General features: G+C 53.3%; 13 protein-coding genes. 11 read left to right on the top strand and 2 right to left on the bottom strand.

Features of this window, described 5'->3' with window-relative positions:
- Window positions 1–508 precede the first annotated feature (508 nt).
- On the bottom strand, window positions 509–1,654 hold the full coding sequence (locus tag RY075_RS02380) for a hypothetical protein (RefSeq protein WP_338628087.1): 1,146 nt from the start codon (window positions 1,652–1,654) through the stop codon (window positions 509–511).
- Window positions 1,655–2,022: 368 nt separating this feature from the next.
- Between RY075_RS02380 and RY075_RS02375 the strand changes: the two genes are divergently transcribed.
- Window positions 2,023–2,667 (top strand): DUF2913 family protein, encoded by a 645-nt coding sequence (locus RY075_RS02375; RefSeq protein WP_338628086.1) that lies wholly within the window; start codon window positions 2,023–2,025, stop codon window positions 2,665–2,667.
- A 144-nt stretch (window positions 2,668–2,811) separates the two neighbouring features.
- On the opposite strand, the gene RY075_RS02370 is transcribed toward RY075_RS02375, so the two are convergent.
- Window positions 2,812–3,462 carry a hypothetical protein gene (locus RY075_RS02370; RefSeq protein ID WP_338628084.1) on the bottom strand — a complete coding sequence of 217 codons (651 nt, stop codon included), beginning with the start codon at window positions 3,460–3,462 and terminating at the stop codon, window positions 2,812–2,814.
- Window positions 3,463–4,147: 685 nt separating this feature from the next.
- Here RY075_RS02370 and tssB point away from each other — a divergent pair.
- The 10 genes from tssB to tli1 all read left to right on the top strand — a co-directional run bounded on the left by tssB (window position 4,148) and on the right by tli1 (window position 18,199).
- Window positions 4,148–4,645, top strand: a complete 498-nt coding sequence (tssB, locus tag RY075_RS02365) for a type VI secretion system contractile sheath small subunit (protein ID WP_338628083.1) — start codon at window positions 4,148–4,150, stop codon at window positions 4,643–4,645.
- Window positions 4,646–4,670: 25 nt separating this feature from the next.
- Entirely contained in the window at window positions 4,671–6,218 is a 1,548-nt protein-coding gene (gene tssC / locus RY075_RS02360; RefSeq protein ID WP_338628081.1) for a type VI secretion system contractile sheath large subunit, read from the top strand.
- Window positions 6,219–6,233: 15 nt separating this feature from the next.
- A complete protein-coding gene (tssK, locus tag RY075_RS02355; protein ID WP_338628080.1) occupies window positions 6,234–7,571 on the top strand; it encodes a type VI secretion system baseplate subunit TssK in 1,338 nt (445 codons plus the stop codon).
- Entirely contained in the window at window positions 7,568–8,221 is a 654-nt protein-coding gene (gene tssL, locus RY075_RS02350; protein WP_338628078.1) for a type VI secretion system protein TssL, short form, read from the top strand. Before tssK ends, tssL begins: the two co-directional genes overlap by 4 nt.
- 2 nt (window positions 8,222–8,223) lie before the next feature.
- Window positions 8,224–9,963, top strand: coding sequence for an OmpA family protein (locus RY075_RS02345; RefSeq protein WP_338628077.1), 1,740 nt, complete (start codon window positions 8,224–8,226; stop codon window positions 9,961–9,963).
- A 1-nt stretch (window position 9,964) separates the two neighbouring features.
- Entirely contained in the window at window positions 9,965–10,456 is a 492-nt protein-coding gene (gene hcp / locus RY075_RS02340; RefSeq protein WP_338628076.1) for a type VI secretion system effector Hcp, read from the top strand.
- A gap of 178 nt (window positions 10,457–10,634) precedes the next feature.
- Window positions 10,635–13,292: a type VI secretion system ATPase TssH gene (gene tssH, locus RY075_RS02335; RefSeq protein ID WP_338628075.1), complete on the top strand. Its 2,658-nt coding sequence runs from the start codon at window positions 10,635–10,637 to the stop codon at window positions 13,290–13,292.
- On the top strand, window positions 13,289–15,826 hold the full coding sequence (vgrG, locus tag RY075_RS02330; RefSeq protein WP_338628074.1) for a type VI secretion system tip protein VgrG: 2,538 nt from the start codon (window positions 13,289–13,291) through the stop codon (window positions 15,824–15,826). Before tssH ends, vgrG begins: the two co-directional genes overlap by 4 nt.
- On the top strand, window positions 15,823–17,505 hold the full coding sequence (locus RY075_RS02325; RefSeq protein ID WP_338628072.1) for a DUF2235 domain-containing protein: 1,683 nt from the start codon (window positions 15,823–15,825) through the stop codon (window positions 17,503–17,505). The genes vgrG and RY075_RS02325 overlap by 4 nt, the downstream gene beginning before the upstream one ends.
- Window positions 17,506–17,560: 55 nt before the next feature.
- Window positions 17,561–18,199, top strand: a complete 639-nt coding sequence (tli1, locus tag RY075_RS02320) for a T6SS immunity phospholipase A1-binding lipoprotein Tli1-EAEC (RefSeq protein WP_338628631.1) — start codon at window positions 17,561–17,563, stop codon at window positions 18,197–18,199.
- Window positions 18,200–18,229 lie beyond the last annotated feature (30 nt).

Genomic DNA, 18,229 nt, shown 5'->3' with positions numbered 1-18,229 from the left:
GCTCTGCCGGTTATGCGCTGCGCGCGTCACTTGGTACTCGTATCACTCGTACACAAGTGACGCCGCGCTCCTCTGCTCTCAATGCAGACGTGGAAGATGCCCAAATGTTCCAGATGGTCATACCCACGCCGCAAAGTTCGAAACGGTCAGCAGCGTCATAAAAAGTAAAAACGGTAAGTAAATTGCGGCCAGGCAACGGCTGCAGGACGTATCCGAAAGACAGATACAGAAGTGGAAAGGACCTTCATCGCCAGTCTGCGATCTTCGTTTTCAAAGGTTAAACGAAGGTACCACCCAAAGGCGCCACTCTCAGGTTTATGTGGCATTGGCATGTGATTACCCGAAGGCGTTCCTCTCAAATCACCGGAACATTGGCATGTTGCTTTACGCAACGGTACAACGGGTAAGATAGTAGATCGGAGTGCGATCCTTTATCAAGTTTTTATCTTTGACATGAAATACGAGCCGGTAAAACCCTCCATGAAAATGGAGGGCGGACTGAATGATTTTATGCAGGATCCTCTGTCATGTATTTATCGTAAATATCATTCAGGCCAGTGGCCAGACAAGGATAGAACTCAGAATGACATTTCCCATTGCACAAATATGTTACAACCCATCCATAAGAAAAATCTTTCGTTGTATACTTAATGTCAGAAACAGTAACAGGACCACCGAATTGTATTAACCGAATAAGCCGATCAAATTTATTTAAATACTTAACAGGGTTTTGCTCTATATCATAGTTGTTTTTCATATCACCTGTCTGTTCAGCAATAAACCATGTCTCTGATAACATGCCTTTGATCGTGGAGGGAAACAGCCGCCCAACCATCAAATTATCGACAATATCTTCACTGAATGAAACGCCCTGACTTTTAATTTTTGAACGAACAGCATCCAGAAAATAAAAAATAAACTTTAAATAGCCACGACACTTTTCATAGTTCCATCTCTGAAACTCACATATTTCATATTTTGTAAAAGACACACCATTAAACTGATGAGTATAACTTAGAATAAATCCGACATATAGACGTGAGACTTGCTCGTCAAGTTTTTCCGCATTATCAAAAGAAACATTATTCCCCTTAACGACAGAAACTTTAAGATCAGGATGCCGGAATGATTTTTCTAAAAGAAAAAGCGAGAAGTTATAGGAATCTTTATACCATGTATGCTCTCTGGTGGAATACATCCACTCTGTTTCTCCAGTAATCCATTTGTAATCAACAGAAAACCAGTCTGCTATCTCTTTAAGCATATCCATGGAGATATTGTCAATAAATTTATCAGGATGCCGTAACTGGGATAACTTAATACCATACCCGGAAAGCATCTTAGCCATATCAACAGTATTAATGTTGTGAAATTCAAACAACGACATCAGCCGGTCATATATCCCCCTGATTTTATTATCAGCTGCCGGCTTCATTTCCATTGAAACCACTCCATCCAGGATCATATTAATTACCTGAGAAAGTGAAACACCGAGACTTTCGCTTTGTGACTGCAAATAAGTTTTTGTTTCGGGGCGAAGGCGAACTGTGGTTAATTCCTTCGCAGATGTGTCTTCCAGTTGCGACAGGCGATCTTCAGCAATCCGGTTACCCGTTTTGACCAGGCTTTGTATCAACTGTGTGATTCTGAACATATGACAACCTTCTCTGTGTTTACGTTTCGCATAAAAATAACATGCAACAACAGATAAAACAAACATCACAGTGAATACAAAAATGACTTTCCATACTCAAAATCCAGATCCGGTGAGCAGAAAGCTTATAACCCCAGTCCTGGCTGGTATAAGCCTCGCGGCTCCGGGCAGGCATCCAATGTACAACATTATCCGGTTACAACATTTCTGGAGATTACGACGAGACGACATAGCATAGTGCCTGCCACATACTACAGTTTATAGATTCAGGTTAAGGGAGGCCGACATGCTTACTGAAACATCAGATACAGGCGTTCAAATTGACCAGGATTTTCCTGCTCTGATTTACCCGGTATACTCGTAGTCTTATGAAAAAATCATCTACCTGCTTATCTCCAGAGCAAACTGTCGCCGACCTGGCTCACCTGTCCTGGTGTGCACTTGTGTCATTACACATAGCCCGCCAGGAAGGAAAAGCGCTGTCGCCGCTGACCACACATACATTTCTGTTGAGCTGGCTGGCTTCAGCGCAAAAACAACGACGTTTTCCACGTTCAGTTGCACCGGATATTGACAGCCTTTTGTGCCTTGGACGATCAAGAGGTACAGCAGCAAATCTGTTACAGCGACTGGAATACCTCTATGAATCATGTTCCGGTCCAGTCAGACAACAATCTGAGCTGTTCAGGCTGACGTTTGCAATTGAAGCACTTAAATCTCAGGGCTGGTTAAATGCTGTGGTAAGTGATGAAGAGTGGGCAACGCCAGCCCTCCAGGAAGAGTATGCCAATATTCCAGCCTTGCTGGTGAGAAGGTCAGAGCTGACGCTCAATTTTTCTGAAGCGGGCGTGCTACTCAACCCCGTAGAGTTCATTGCCACTGGCGATGATCATGCTATCAGTAATGAATTCACCAGCCAGGAACTCCATCACAGCATTGAGGCAATCCCACACGCAGGTTATAAAATAGTATTAACTCCTGTACCAGAAGCGGGAATTGATATGACCACTTAAATATCCCAGCGTTGATTACCGTACCAGAGAAACCGCAGTGGGACTATGCCAACAAGCCTGCTTTCGAACATAGTGATAAACATCTCTTTCTTCGCCGGGTAAACAGGCTGAGCATTTTTATTCATCGTTAACAAACATCCCTTCTCAACGCTTTTTCCCTCCCCATCTCCGCATTCTTGCTTTGGCATGTGAGATAGACTCTCGCGTCCTGCCCGGGAAAAATTTCATCAGCTCTGAGGGAGAAAGATGGGCGTATCTCAGGAGCAATCGCCATTCTTCATCAGTCCATATACGCTGGTGTGCTCCGTATTCTTTCCCGCCGGAGTAATGAATGCCTGTCGAGTTTGCCATCAACTTAGCGGCATTTTGTGTTCTTCCCGGTAGTTTTTCCACCACCCTGACGCCAAGAGCAGGATAGTATTGCTTCAGAATAGCTAATTCCTCTTCGCTCCATGCCCGGGCCAGATAGCGGCCACTCTGAATGCCCAGTTTTCGGGCATGCGCACAGATGGACCTGGGATTCCGCCCGGGAAGCAACTCGCAAACCCGGTGTATACCCGCCCCCCCAGCATAGTGGGTGCGCAGAATGGCAACTTCATCTTCCGTCCAGGGAAGCATCGACTGGATTTTTCCACAGCCGAGACTGCGTGCCGCAGCTCTGACAGAAACGGGTGTGCGACCTGTCGCAACAGCAATATCCCGGGTGGGCATTTTGCCGTAATGCTCTTCGACAAAACGCAGCTCTTTCAGCGTCCATGCCGAACGATGATTACGGGGTTTATTTTTTGTGTCCATGGTTACGGGCGAAGCAATTCAGAGTGTCATTTGAATGCTAGGATACTACCCGGTTAAAAAATCGATTACTATCACCTTCAGTCCGAATATCCGACCGCAACGGAGGATTTGTACGCTGTCTGAACGAATAATTCGTGGTAACAGAACATTCTATTCAGATTTTTCCATCACGCCCCCAAATGAGTCTGACTTTTATTTGTGATCTTTTTCACACTAATCTCTTTTCAGCGAGTTTTTTTCACTAAAAGTCCTAAAACGGACAAGAGTGCTAAGATTTTTATGAAATCTCCATTCCCACCTTAATAAACGAGGATATTCCGCGCCCTGTCGTGAGAGCATCTTATTAAGACATTCCTTTGATCTTTATAAAACAAATAATAACATTGATCCAAATCAATTTTCATTAACTTCCAGATCATGTTACTGCCAACAGACCAACACCACCATCTTTTGCGGGTCGTTACTCTGAAAACAGGATATAACCCGGTTGATATGACTGGCCAGCAGATGACCCACAACCAATCTTTTGAGAGGAATCTTACAATCTGACAGAAAACTCTTAGGAACATTCCTCTTGCAGATCATAGATCTGCATAGTTGATTTTGGACAGCATATGATCTTAGTATTGCACTTAACCGAAATGTAGTTCGGAAAACCATCATATGGCGATGAAAAGAGGGATTTATGAGCGACAGCTTCCAGAATGAAGTACCCAAGGCACGCGTTAACCTCCGATTAGATCTACACACTGGGGGAGCAAGCAAGAAGGTTGAATTACCCCTGAAGCTGCTGGTTACCGGGGATTTCAGTAATGGTATGGAACAACGACCATTATCTGAACGTAATAAAATCGACGTTAACAAAAACAACTTCAATAACGTCATTTCAGAATTTTCACCTTCAGTGAAAATGACCGTTGAAAATACTCTGGCTGGCGATGATTCTGAAGAAGATATTAATCTTACTTTCCAGAATATGAAAGATTTTGAACCGGAACAGGTTGCCCGTCAAATACCTCAGCTGAAGGCCCTGCTATCTATGCGCAACCTGCTCCGGGACCTCAAATCCAATCTACTGGACAACGCCACTTTCAGAAAATCTCTCGAAGCGATATTGCGTGACCCGGCTCTGAGTGACGAGCTGCGTGCTGAACTTTCTGCTCTGGCCCCTAAAGACGCCTGATCCCTTCCCGGACTAACACGAGACAATGCTCATGTCTGTACAAAATACATCTTCTTCCACCGGCGAGACCGTCGTCCGGGAACGTTCCTCTGCGGAAAGCGTTTATGCTTCCCTGTTCAGTAAAATTAATCTTGAACCCGTCGGAGCGCTGCCAGATGTCAGTTCCTGGCAGGACGAAAGCGTCATGTCCGAGGCCGGAGCTAACGAACGCGTGACGGCAGGCGTGCAGGTCTTTATTGACTGTCTGACGAAGTCAGGCCAAAAAGTAGATAGGCTCGATAAGACCCTGATTGATCACCATATTGCCGAACTGGATCACCAGATTAGCCGCCAGCTGGATGCCGTCATGCATCATCCTGACTTCCAGCGGGTTGAAGGCCTGTGGCGCGGCCTGAAGCACCTGGTGGATAACACCGATTACCGCCAGAACGTCAAAACTGAAATTCTGGACGTGTCAAAAGACGACCTGCGCCAGGACTTTGAGGATGCGCCGGAAATTATCCAGAGCGGACTATACACACACACGTACGTCGCTGAGTACGACACTCCGGGTGGAGAGCCGATTGGCGCGGTAATTTCAGCGTATGAGTTCGATGCCAGCCCGCAGGATGTGGCGCTGCTGCGCAATATCTCTAAAGTCTCTGCGTCAGCCCATATGCCGTTTATTGGTTCAGCCGGCCCGAAATTCTTTCTCAAGGACAATATGGAGCAGGTTGCTGCTATCAAGGATATTGGCAACTACTTCGATCGCGCGGAGTACATCAAGTGGAAATCCTTCCGTGAGACCGACGACTCCCGCTATATCGGACTCGTGATGCCGCGTGTTCTGGGCCGTCTTCCGTATGGACCCGACACCGTACCGGTGCGCAGCTTCAACTATGTGGAAGAGGTCAAAGGCCCGGATCACGAAAAATACCTCTGGACCAATGCTTCATTTGCCTTTGCCGCCAATATGGTACGCAGTTTTATCAGCAACGGCTGGTGTGTCCAGATCCGCGGCCCACAGGCAGGCGGTGCCGTGAAGGATTTGCCTATCCATCTGTACGATCTCGGCACCGGCAGTCAGGTAAAAATCCCGTCTGAGGTCATGATCCCAGAAACCCGCGAGTTCGAATTCTCGAATCTGGGCTTCATACCCCTGTCCTACTACAAAAATAGGGACTACGCCTGCTTTTTCTCTGCCAACTCGGCGCAAAAGCCTGCACTTTACGACACGCCGGATGCGACGGCTAACAGCCGTATCAACTCACGACTGCCGTACATTTTCCTGCTGTCGCGTATCGCGCACTACCTGAAAATTATTCAGCGTGAAAATATTGGTACCACCAAGGACCGTCGTCTGCTGGAGCTTGAGCTCAACAACTGGGTGAAAGGTCTGGTCACCGAAATGACCGATCCAGGCGATGCACTGCAGGCATCTCACCCGCTGCGCGATGCAAAAGTGGTGGTGGAAGATATTGAAGATAACCCGGGCTTCTTCCGCGTGCAGCTGTTTGCGGTGCCACACTTCCAGGTGGAAGGAATGGACGTAAACCTGTCTCTGGTTTCCCAGATGCCGAAAGCCAAAGCATAACGCGGAGCATCAGGGATGAAAATCTTTCGCCCGCTATGGGAAGACGGGGCCTTTCTGGCCCCACAACAGTTTCAGCAGCAGGCCATATGGGATGCCCATCTGGCGGATACCGTCGCCAGGATGGGGCTTGCTCACCCCTGGGGGGTAGTATCAGCCGAATTTGACGACGGTCTTCTGGCCCTCTCCCGCCTGAATGCCACCCGTCTGACGGTCCGTTTCCCGGACGGTACGCTCGTTGATACAGAGCTGTCTGACAACCTGCCACCGGTCTGCGATCTGTCAGTGGTGTCAGATCGCTCCTCTGTAGACATCGTACTGGCCCTGCCGCTGCTCAGTGCAAATGGCGGCAACCTTGATGACGGCAGTGACAGTGAACGTCCGCGCCGTTGGAAAGCCGAAAGGGTAAGCGTACAGGAGCTCGCCGGGCATGAGCGCAGCGAGCTTGCCATACTGCGCCACAGCCTGACGCTGCGCATGGCTCATCAGGAAAATGCGGCATACCTGACCTGTCCGGTTACCCGTCTGGTCCGTGATGCTCAGGGACAGTGGCGACGTGACAGCAGTTTTATTCCGCCGTTGCTTGCCCTGTCAGCCTGCCAGTCCCTGGTGTCTGATCTGGCAGATTTACTTCACCGGCTGCAGGCCCGACGTCAGCGACTGATGGCCATGCGCCGTGAAAGCAACGCACGCCTTGCGGATTTTGCCGTGGCGGATGTGTCGCTGTTCTGGCTGCTGAACGCCCTCAACAGTGCCGAACCGGTCCTGAACGAACTTACCGATGTGCCGGACCGTCATCCGGAGCTCGTATACCGCGAACTTGCCCGGCTTGCCGGCAGCCTGCTCACCTTCTCCCTTGAGCATGATACGCGCGATATTCCGGCGTACCGCCACGATACGCTGGAGTCTGTTTTCCCGCCGATGCTCTCACTGCTGGACAAACTGCTGGAAGCCAGCCTGCCATCCCGCGTCGTGTCCATCGAACTGAAGCAGGATGGCGTGATGTGGAAGGGGGCGCTGCACGATGCCCGTCTGCGCGAAGGGGCTGACTTCTGGCTCTCGGTGCGCTCCTCTATGCCAGCGCATGAATTGCAAACCCGTTTCCCGCAGCTGTGTAAAGCCGGAAGTCCGGATGATGTGTCAGAGGTAGTCAATGTGGCGCTCAGCGGAATGGTTATCCGCCCGGTCACACACGTTCCCGCCGCCATCCCGCTAAGACTGGAGAATCAGTATTTCGCGCTGGACTTAAGCACGGATGCGGCACGGGCGATGCTGGACGCGGGAAGCTGTAGCTTCTACACCCCGGCGTCGCTGGGTGAAGTGAAACTTGAACTCTTTGCGGTGCTGCGGACATGAAACCATCCGGAATAACTCAGGCAGAACAGATTTTTTATCCCGGCTGGCTGATGGTCAGCCAGCTTCGCAGCGGAATGGAGGTTCAGGACGGCAAAGCGCTGTATCGCCGGGCCCGCCAGCTCGTAACGCAGGCGCGTGAAAAACTGGCCGAGGCGGGGTTCAGCCGGGCTGACAGTGACAACATGCTGTACGCCTTCTGCGCCCTGCTCGATGAAAGCGTTCTTAACCGTGGCACACAGGATGACGGCTGGCGCACCTGGCAGCAGGATCCGTTACAGGCGCACTTTTTTGGTACCCTCAACGCCGGAGAGGAACTCTGGGAGCGTATCCGCGAACTGCTGAAATCGCCGGCTCCGGACACGGTGGTGCTGACGTGTCTCTACCGGACGCTGCAGCTGGGATTTACCGGTCAGTACCGCACGCAGGACGACGAGCGTCGTGAGGATGTGGTACGGGCGCTTGCTGAGCGCGTCCCGCCCTTTACCCTCGCGCAGGACGCGCCGGTGGTGGTTCGCGCATCCGGACGCCGCACCGGACGGGCAGCGTACTGGCTGTCATGGTGCGCGGGTATCGTGGCGCTGGCCGCACTCTGGTTTGTGCTCTCATCCGTGCTGGCAGGCCAGGTGGCGCAGATTACAGGGCTGGGATGAACATGCACGAACGTTCCCGTCTTCTGCTGACGGTACTGGCCCTGCTCCTTATCCTGTGGCTTGTCCTCGGCTTCTGGCCACTGTCGGCTACGAACCGGTGGGTGCTGAGTCTGCTTGCCGTGTTCACAGCAGGCGTTGTGCTGTGGCGTCAGTGGCATCACCTGCAGTCCCGCCAGGACGCCCTGAGTCACTACAGTGCAGATATTCTGCCTCCGGAAGATTTTCAGGGAAGTGTCCTGCTCGTTGCCGGCAATTCGTCAGCATGGTTTGAACGCACTCAGGTCTTCCGGGAAACGCAGTCAGGCTGGTATCTCAGGGTGGACACCCCGGAACAGCTTCCGGCACTGGCAGAACAGCTGGCGACCATGCGTCCGGCGCTTCGGCCTCAGGTGGCCGTCATGCTGGGACTTCTGCCGGAACAGCATACGTCAGAGGAGGTCTTCTTACAGTGGCTGAGAACCTGGCAACGCGCGGTGGCACAGTGTCGCCCGTGGCTGAGCGGTCTGCCGCCGGTCGTGGTAACTGTGATGGTTTCAGGCCCGACACTCCCGCTCCATTCTGAAAATGAACAGTCGATACGCTGGTTTACCCTGACGCCCGACCTCCCGGGTATACGGGTACGCCTGCCAGGACAAGGGACGCTTCCTGTGAGCGACTGGCTGCGGGAAAGCGATACGGCGTCCCGGTTCATGCATCTCACTGAAACGTTATGGCTGGACGCACTGCAGGCATGGTACAGCCGGACCACCGGCACGCTTATCAGCGCCCGTCAGGGGGATATTCCCGCCCTGCACCCCGCTGCCGTGGGGTTCTGCCTGACACCGGTTGCGGCACAGGACGGTAATCTCTGGCAGCAGCATATCGTTGCACTCACGGCCCTGCCACCACGGACCGAAGAGCATCCGGCAGCATTACCGCTGCCCGACCTTCTGATGACCGTCCTTTCCCGCCGTCGCGGCCTGAGCGGCCACCACCGGTTCTGGCGTCAGGCCGGGCTGATGGCTGGGATATTCCTGCTGCTTGCCATGCTGGCCTCCTTTATGAATAACCAGCGTCTGGTACGCAGCACAGGCGACCACCTGGCGCTATATCATCGCCTCGACGGACATCCCCCTGCCCCTAAAGCCCAGGCACAGCAGCGTCTCAGGGCAGACAGTCGCCTGCTGGATGACTGGCTGCGTCGCGGCACGCCGCTGCGTTACGGGCTGGGTCTGTATCAGGGGCTACGGCTGACGCCGCCCGTTGAAGCGGCCCTCAGCGACTGGGCCCCCCCGCCGCCGCCCCGCCCTGTGATACAGAAGGTGGTGCAGGGGCCGAAGACCGTGCGGCTCGACAGCCTGTCCTTGTTTGACTCCGGTAAAGCGGCACTTAAACCGGGCTCGACAAAAGTGCTGGTCAGCGCCCTGGTGGGCATTAAGGCGAAACCCGGCTGGCTGATTGTCGTCAGCGGTCACACGGATAACACCGGTAACCCGGCACTCAACCAGGTGCTCTCCCGCGAGCGTGCTGAATCGGTACGCAACTGGATGCGCGATACCGGCGACGTGCCGGAAAGCTGCTTTGCGGTACAGGGCTATGGCGAAAGCCGTCCTGTTGCCACCAATGATACTGCGGAAGGCCGTGCGCTTAACCGTCGTGTCGAAATCAGTCTGGTACCGCAGGCCGATGCCTGTCGTATACCAGGCGTTATCCCCGCGCCATCGCCGGATGATGGTGCGTCAATAACTGAAATGGAGAAGTAACATGGCAATTCCTGTTTATCTGTGGCTGAAGGACGACGGCGGTGCGGACATCAAAGGGTCTGTGGACGTTCAGGACCGTGAGGGCAGCATTGAGGTTGTCGCACAGGAGCACGACCTGTATATCCCGACCGACAACAATACCGGCAAGCTGACCGGAACCCGTATCCACACCCCGTTCAAATTCACCAAGGAAATCGATTCCTCCAGCCCGTATCTGTACAAGGCGGTCACTACTGGCCAGACCCTGAAATCTGCGGAATTCAAGTGGTACAAAATCAACGACGCGGGTCAGGAAGTGGAGTATTTCAACACGAAACTGGAGAACGTCAAGGTGGTGAAAGTCGCCCCTGTGATGCACGACATCAAGGATCCGGCCAAAGAGAAACATAACCACCTGGAGCAGATTGAGCTGCGCTACGAAAAAATCACCTGGACCTACAAGGACGGCAACATCATTCATTCCGACTCCTGGAACGAACGCGCCACCGCGTAAGCCCCGTGCGGACAGGTTTTCCTGTCCGCTGTTTTGCCTGCGCCTCTGTGCCTCGGGGACGCAGACAAAACATCCCACAATCAACCGTAATCTGACCTGATGCGCCTGGGTTCCTTATCTGAAGGAATGGCGAGGGGCGGTAGCGTGCCCGAAGGTCCCCGACTGAGAGTTCACTGACATGGAAAACCCGGCCGTATTATTGCGTCGTCTTAACCCCTACTGCGCCCGCGCCCTTGAGGACGCGGCTGTGCTCTGCCAGACCCGTGCTCACGCAGAGATCCTGCCTGAACACTGGCTGCTGAAACTGCTGGAGCAGGGAGAAGGAGACGTGACGGTGCTGGCACGTCGCTACGAATGGGATCTGGACACGCTCTGGCAGGCGTTACTGGCCTGGATGGACACCCTTCCCCGCTCCGTTCGTCAGCGACCTCAGCTGTCAGGAAGCCTTCAGGCCCTGATGCAGGAGGCCTGGCTACGGGCCTCGCTTGCCGGGGAGCAGCGTATCCGGAGCATTCACCTGCTGATGGCGCTGACGGACAAACAGCATCTGGTGCAGTGCGACGGTCTCTGGCCTCTTTTGACGCTGGGGCAGAGCCAGCTCGAACGCCTGCGTCCACTGCTGGACGCGCACTCCGATGAACGGACGGACGTGCAGCATGAGGAAGCGCTGGTACAGTCAGCAGGCGACAGGGTTGAACTGGTGGGACGGGCAGCCGGCGCTGAACCGGCTGAAGGGGAAAACGCACGTAATAAGGCGCATGCCAGTGCCCTGGTGCGCTTCACTCAGGACGTCACGGCCAGGGCAAAAGCCGGCAGCATCGATCCGGTGTTTGGCCGTGATAATGAAATCCGTCAGATGGTTGACATTCTTTCCCGGCGTCGCAAGAACAACCCGATCCTGGTCGGCGAGCCAGGCGTCGGGAAAACCGCACTGGTTGAAGGCCTCGCTCTGCGCATTGCGGAAGGGAACGTGCCGGAAAGCCTGAAGACGGTCAGCCTTCATACTCTTGACCTCGGTCTGCTGCAGGCCGGTGCCGGCGTTAAAGGAGAATTTGAACAGCGGCTGAAAAACGTGATTGATGCCGTACAGCATTCACCCACGCCCGTTCTGCTGTTTATTGATGAAGCGCACACTATCATCGGGGCGGGCAACCAGGCGGGCGGTGCGGATGCGGCCAATCTGCTCAAACCGGCCCTGGCGCGAGGTGAACTGCGCACTATTGCCGCGACAACCTGGAGTGAATACAAACAATACTTCGAGCGCGACGCCGCGCTGGAGCGTCGTTTCCAGATGGTGAAAGTTGATGAGCCGGATGACGAGACCGCCTGCCTGATGCTCAGGGGCCTGAAGTCCCGCTACGCACAGCACCATGGCGTCCACATCACCGACGCGGCGGTCCAGTCGGCCGTCACGCTGTCCCGTCGCTACCTCACAGGCCGTCAGTTGCCGGACAAAGCGGTGGACCTTCTGGACACGGCAAGCGCCCGCGTACGCATGAGTCTCGATACCGTACCGGAAAGCATTACTCGTCTGAAATCGCGGCTGACGGCGCTCGGGATGGAAGCGCAGGCCCTGCTGGAAGATATTGCAACAGGTTCATCGTTGCACGGTGACCGGCTGGCCACCATTGAAAATCAGCGCACAGAGCTTGAAGCGGAGCTGGACACTCTGGAACGTCGTCTTGAAACTGAACACCGGATGGTTGCAGAGCTGATGGCCTGCCGTCAGGATATCAGCCGCCAGGCAGATATTCACACCCTGCAACAACAGCTGGACTTTCTGCAACAGGACGGCGCGCTTATTCATCCGGATGTGGATGTCCGCACCGTGGCAGACGTGATTGCCGACTGGACCGGCGTCCCCCTGTCCTCGCTGATAAAAGATGAGCAGACCGAACTGCTCACCCTGGAAAATGAACTGAGTCGGCGCGTGGTAGGGCAGAATATGGCTCTAAGCGCCATTGCACAGCGCCTGCGCGCCTCTAAAACCGGGCTGACGCCTGAGAACGGCCCGCAGGGCGTGTTCCTGCTGACCGGCCCCAGCGGTACCGGCAAGACGGAAACGGCACTCGCCCTGGCTGACAGCCTGTACGGCGGAGAGAAATCGCTCATCACCATCAACCTGTCGGAATACCAGGAGCCACACACCGTTTCCCAGCTCAAGGGTTCTCCGCCAGGCTATGTTGGCTACGGCCAGGGAGGTATTCTGACTGAGGCGGTCCGCAAACGTCCGTACAGCGTGGTGTTGCTTGATGAAGTGGAAAAAGCCCACCGTGACGTGATGAACCTGTTTTATCAGGTCTTTGACCGGGGATTCATGCGCGACGGCGAGGGGCGTGAAATTGATTTTCGCAACACCCTCATTCTGATGACCTCCAACCTTGGCAGCGAACAGATTATGCAGATGTTCAGCGAACAGCCGGAAGCGACGGAAGGCGAACTGCAGGAACGGCTACGCCCGCTTCTGCGCGACCATTTCCAGCCTGCCCTGCTCGCCCGTTTTCAGACGGTGATTTACCGCCCGCTCGATGCTGCGGCAATGCGCACGATTGTGACGTTGAAGCTTAATAAGGTCTCGCAGCGTCTGTCCCGTCACTACGGTATACACACCACCATGGATGAGAGCCTGTACGATGCCCTGACTGAGGCCTGCCTGCTGCCGGATACCGGCGCACGCAACATCGACAGCCTGCTGAACCAGCAAATTCTGCCGGTGCTGAGCCAGCAGTTGCTGAGCCATCTTGCCGCGAAGCAGCGCCCTCAAAACCTGCATCTGGCATGGGATAAAGAGGACGGCATCATTATGGAATTGACTGAAGAGGGAGCCAGAGCATGAATCTTACCGATACCCTGAAAAATGCGTTCAGTGGCGTCCTCAATCGCTATGCCCTTTCCCTGACGGGCAGTGAACTTTCCCTTGATGTGGAAGACTTTGAGGGCCATGAGGGGCTGAGCGAGCTGTATACGTATACTATCCGCTTTACCAGTCCCGATCATGATATTCAGCCTCAGCAGGTTCTGCGCAAAAGCAGTACCTTTATCATGCGGACCCTGCCGGATACCCTTCCGGGCGAACTGCAGCCACCGGTCACCGTGAAAACGGTGCACGGTATTATTACGTCATTCCGGCGTATCACCGGCTCACGTGACCAGGTTTCCTATGAAGTTGTGCTGCAGCCGTTTTTAGCACTGCTGGACCGACAGTTCCGGACCCACCGGTTTTTCGTCAACAAAACCGTACCGGAAGTCGTGGAGCAGATCCTGACTGAGCATGGTCTGAAAGGCTGGGAGTTCGAATTCCGGCTCAAAAAGACGTATCCGAAACGTGAGCAGATTAACCAGTATCAGGAAAGCGATCTGACGTTTATCCGGCGTCTTCTGGCGGAGGTGGGGATTTTTTACTTCTTCACCCTGCAGCCGGACACCCAGACGGAAGTTATCCACTTCGGCGACACCCAGGCCGCGCTGGTGTTTGATAAAACGCTGGCGATTAACAGCCCGTCCGGCATGAGCGACAGCGGAGCCAACTCCGTCTGGGCCCTGAGCGTGGCCCATAACGTGGTGGAAAGTAACGTCACCACAAAAGACTACAACCACCGTGAAGCCCAGAACCTTCTGCAGTCTGTACCTGCTGACATGACCCGGGGTGAAGGCGACGGTATTCACTATGGAGAGGTCTATCACTACCGCCCCCGGCACGGGGAGCGGGGGGACAGTATCGAACCGGCACCGGAGACCGCTAACTTCTGGGCGCGCCTTGATCACGAGCGTTTTCTGGCCGGACAAACGGTCATTACCGGTAAAAGTACCGATGCCACTCTTGCCCCGGCACAGGTCCTGACCATCAGCGACAGTATTCCTCCGACGCTCCCGGCCCAGTTGAAGGAGCCGGTGCTGCTTACGCATATTCTTTTCACCGGCTGCCGGAAGTCCGCGCTGCAGGCAGACTTAACCGGCGTGCCCTACAGTGAAATTCTATGCTGGCGTCCGCCTTTGCTTGCACGCCCGAAAGTGTCCGGCACAATGACTGCACGCATTACCAGCGCGAAAGACAATGATCTCTACGCCTGGCAGGATGCTGCGGGTATGTACCGTGTGAAGTTCGACGCGGATCTGGATGACAAAAACCAGGGACAGGAAAGTATGCTGGTTCGTCTGGCAAAACCCTACGGCGGGGACAAATATGGTTTTCACTTCCCGCTCATTCAGGGTACCGAAGTAGCCATAGCCTTCGAGGAAGGTGACCCGGACCGTCCGTATATTGCCCATGCCCTGCATGACTCCCGCCACGTTGACCACGTTACAGAACTGAACAGCACGCGCAACGTTATCCGGACCGCAGGCCTGAACAAGCTGCGGATGGAAGACAAACGGGGTGAGGAGCATATCAAGCTCAGCACCGAGTATGGCGGGAAAACTCAGTTAAATTTGGGGCACAACGTCAACGCATCCAGGAAACTTCGTGGAGAAGGTGCTGAACTGCGGACGGATGACTGGATAAGTATCCGCGGCGGGAAAGGGGTATTTATCAGTGCGGACATACAGCCTCAGGCGCAAGAACAGATGCTGGAGATGGATGAAGCTATCCGGCAACTGGAGCAGGCATTAACGCTGGCACGAAGCATGGCGAAGGCCGCAACGTCGGCAAAGGCCACGCAAGGGGATGTCGGGAGTCAGCAACGACTAAATGCCTCTTTAAGCGACCTCACCGCCCCGGGCATGCTGCTGCATGCACCTGAGGGGATTGCTATGGTCAGTGCCCGGGCGCTGCGGATAGCTTCGGGAGGTGAAAGCGTGGGTATCATGTCCGGAAACAACACCGATATCAGCGCCGGGCAGTCGTTCACCGTTGCAGCGGGCGAAGCCGTCAGTCTGCTGGCAAATAACCAGGGCATGCAGTTGCTGGCAGCAAAAGGGCAGGTAAATATTCAGGCGCAGAGTGACGCATTATCGGTTAGCGCTCAACAGGACCTTGAAATTCAAAGCACTGAAGGGACAGTGACAGTCTCCGCTCATCAGGAACTGGTCCTGGCGTGTGGCGGAGCCTATATCAAACTGAGCGGTGGAAATATCGAACTGGGTTGCCCGGGAAACATCCTGCTTAAATGCGCAAATGTACAAAAAATGGGCGCGGCCAGTCTTGATATCGCGCCGATCGAAATGCCGGTAGGGTTTGGCGGCGGTTTTATTCTTACCGATGATAAAGGTATCCCGCAACCCTCAACACCTTACCGAATCACAACGGCAGAGGGCGATGTGTTACAGGGAATTACTGATGAAAATGGCAAAACAGCGCCGGTCAATACGTCAATTCCGTCATCGGTAAAAGCTGAGTTCGGCAAGATAAAAAATAACGGAGAGACGGAATGACACAATATCAGGGGTATGACGTACAAGATGCCACTCATAAGACCAGTGTTCATAATGAGTGGAAAACGGTTATTGCAAAGAAAAAACCGGTACGGGGCGTGACCTTAACCATCGGCGTATTTTTCGACGGTACGGGGAATAATCGTGAAAATACCGCATCCCGCCTGATGAAGTTCAATGAATGCAGCGCCCCCAGACAGGGGATGAATCAAAAGGATGCGCAAAGCTGCGAGGATTTTCTTAAAGACATCAACCAAGACAGTCTCTCAAATGGCAGCTACAGAGGATATTATTCAAATATACACTGGCTAAATACTCTCTACCTTCCAGATCAGGCACTTAAGGAAGAGCAGACATCAGCTCAAATCAAAACCTACATTTCCGGGATAGGTACTGCGGCGGATAAATCAGACTCGGCCATCGGTATGGGGCTGGGCACCAGTATTCTGGATATGTATGAAGGCGTGGTGACGAAAACTGACGAGGCAATGGCAGGGATCACCCGTGTGCTATCAGAGTTTATGGAATTCAACGTAAACCCTGATTTTTGCATAGCCAAAATTCAGTTTGATGTCTTTGGTTTCAGCCGAGGGGCAGCGGCGGCGCGGCACTTTGCCAACCGGGTGATGGAACAGGACCCAGCAATAGCCAGCGCGATTGCGAAAGGGCTCAGGGGTGATTTTTATGACGGTAAACCTTCCGGTGAAGTCCGCTTCCTGGGGCTTTTCGATACCGTGGCGGCCATTGGCGGGATCAGCAACTTTTTCGACATTAATGGTCGCAGCAATCCGAGGGTGAAACTGGAATTGCGTCCTTCGGTTGCGAAGAAAGTATTCCAGATCACCGCGATGAATGAATACCGGTATAACTTCAGTCTGAACAGCATTCAGGGCATGTGGCCCGAGCTTGCGCTGCCGGGAGCGCATTCAGACATTGGTGGCGGGTACAATCCGGTGGGGTCACCTCTTCAGGAAAATGAAAGTCTGTTTCTGAGCTGCCCTGAATTTGAAATTGTCAGCGACGATACCAGAGAAACCGATACACGAGTATATCGTAATGCGGAAAAAGCGAAAGAAATACTGATGTCTCTGCCTGCCTTAAAGCACATTTTACCTCACGGAAAAATCACCACTAAAACCCGCTCCGTTGGTGTGATAAACAGCAACCAAAGCCGGGCTGGCATAATACAAAAGCAGGTGGGGGCAGCAGTGTTTTTTGAGCGCATGGCCGTTCCCAACGAATGGGCCAACGTCTGCCTGCGGGTGATGCTCGATGCGGCTCAGGAGGCAGGGGGAATGTTCTATGAAATTCAGGAAGAGGATGAACAATATTCATTGCCGACAGAGTTGAAAGCCCTTTGTGATAAAGCCATCGCCCAGGGAAAAGCGGTACGCCTGGGACAGGAGCCGCAGGCCTTTACTGAGGACGAGCTACTTCTGATAGGGAAATATACCCACTGCTCCGCCAAATGGAATATCGAGTCCGACCGTAATTTATGGGTGGACCCTAAAACGGGAGAGATATTTATTCATCGTTTTGGTCCCAAAGAAGATAAGGCGTTTGTCTTCCCGAATAAACCCAATGATCACTGGGTGCGTTCCGTATGGTATATGGACGATCAACAGCGGCTGAATGATAACGAAGCAAAAAACGACGACGTTCTGGCCTCACATTATTAACGCACAGGATGGCAATATGACCAGGGTTAACTTCATCTTTACTGCACTGCTGTTTATGTCAGTGGCCGGGTGTACTGCAGGAAAATCTCCGGCAACAACTCCGGGTGAGACTGAATGGGGCTACAAAAAACTGCCTTACGACGAATGGAAATTCCTCTTTATCTATCCCAATGCATTGCCTGCAAAGGCCACTCAGGCGCTCATGGTGGACGGTGCCGGTTACAAGACGACGTACGAATATGTTGACAACACCGAGCAAAGTCAGGTCAGTGTAGGACGCTGGAATGATCGATTAGGAGGAGTGCAGGCCTATTATAATAAAGGGAAAGCGTTACCCCTTATGCTGCGTTTCTGCTGGGACTCGGTCATCGATAAAAAGAGTTATGAAACCCTCATATTCTTCAGGAAAGGAACTTGGGAGCAGATGACCACACCTTATACAGACAGCCGCTGGGACGAAACCTACTATCGTTCAACCATGATTATTGGTCTGGCTCCTGAGGGTAAGGTGAGTGTCTGGCTGGGAGATCGTGGTAATCCGGTGGTCCCTCAGTCAGATGCCAAAATTACCACCGTATCCGGTGACAAAATGCAGATGTGTAAGGGAGTGACTAAAAGTGACTTTTCATATGGATATGATCAAGACATTAAAGAGTTTATCAGAGGTAAAACCTACCCCTATGGCAGCTGGTGATATTCAAACTGGAATAAATATATCCGGTCA

The organism is Enterobacter sp. JJBC, from assembly GCF_036936505.1.
GTDB lineage: Bacteria > Pseudomonadota > Gammaproteobacteria > Enterobacterales > Enterobacteriaceae > Enterobacter > Enterobacter hormaechei_C.
The sequence above is the reverse complement of the archived record's forward strand: the minus strand, read 5'-3'. Positions and strand labels throughout refer to the sequence as shown.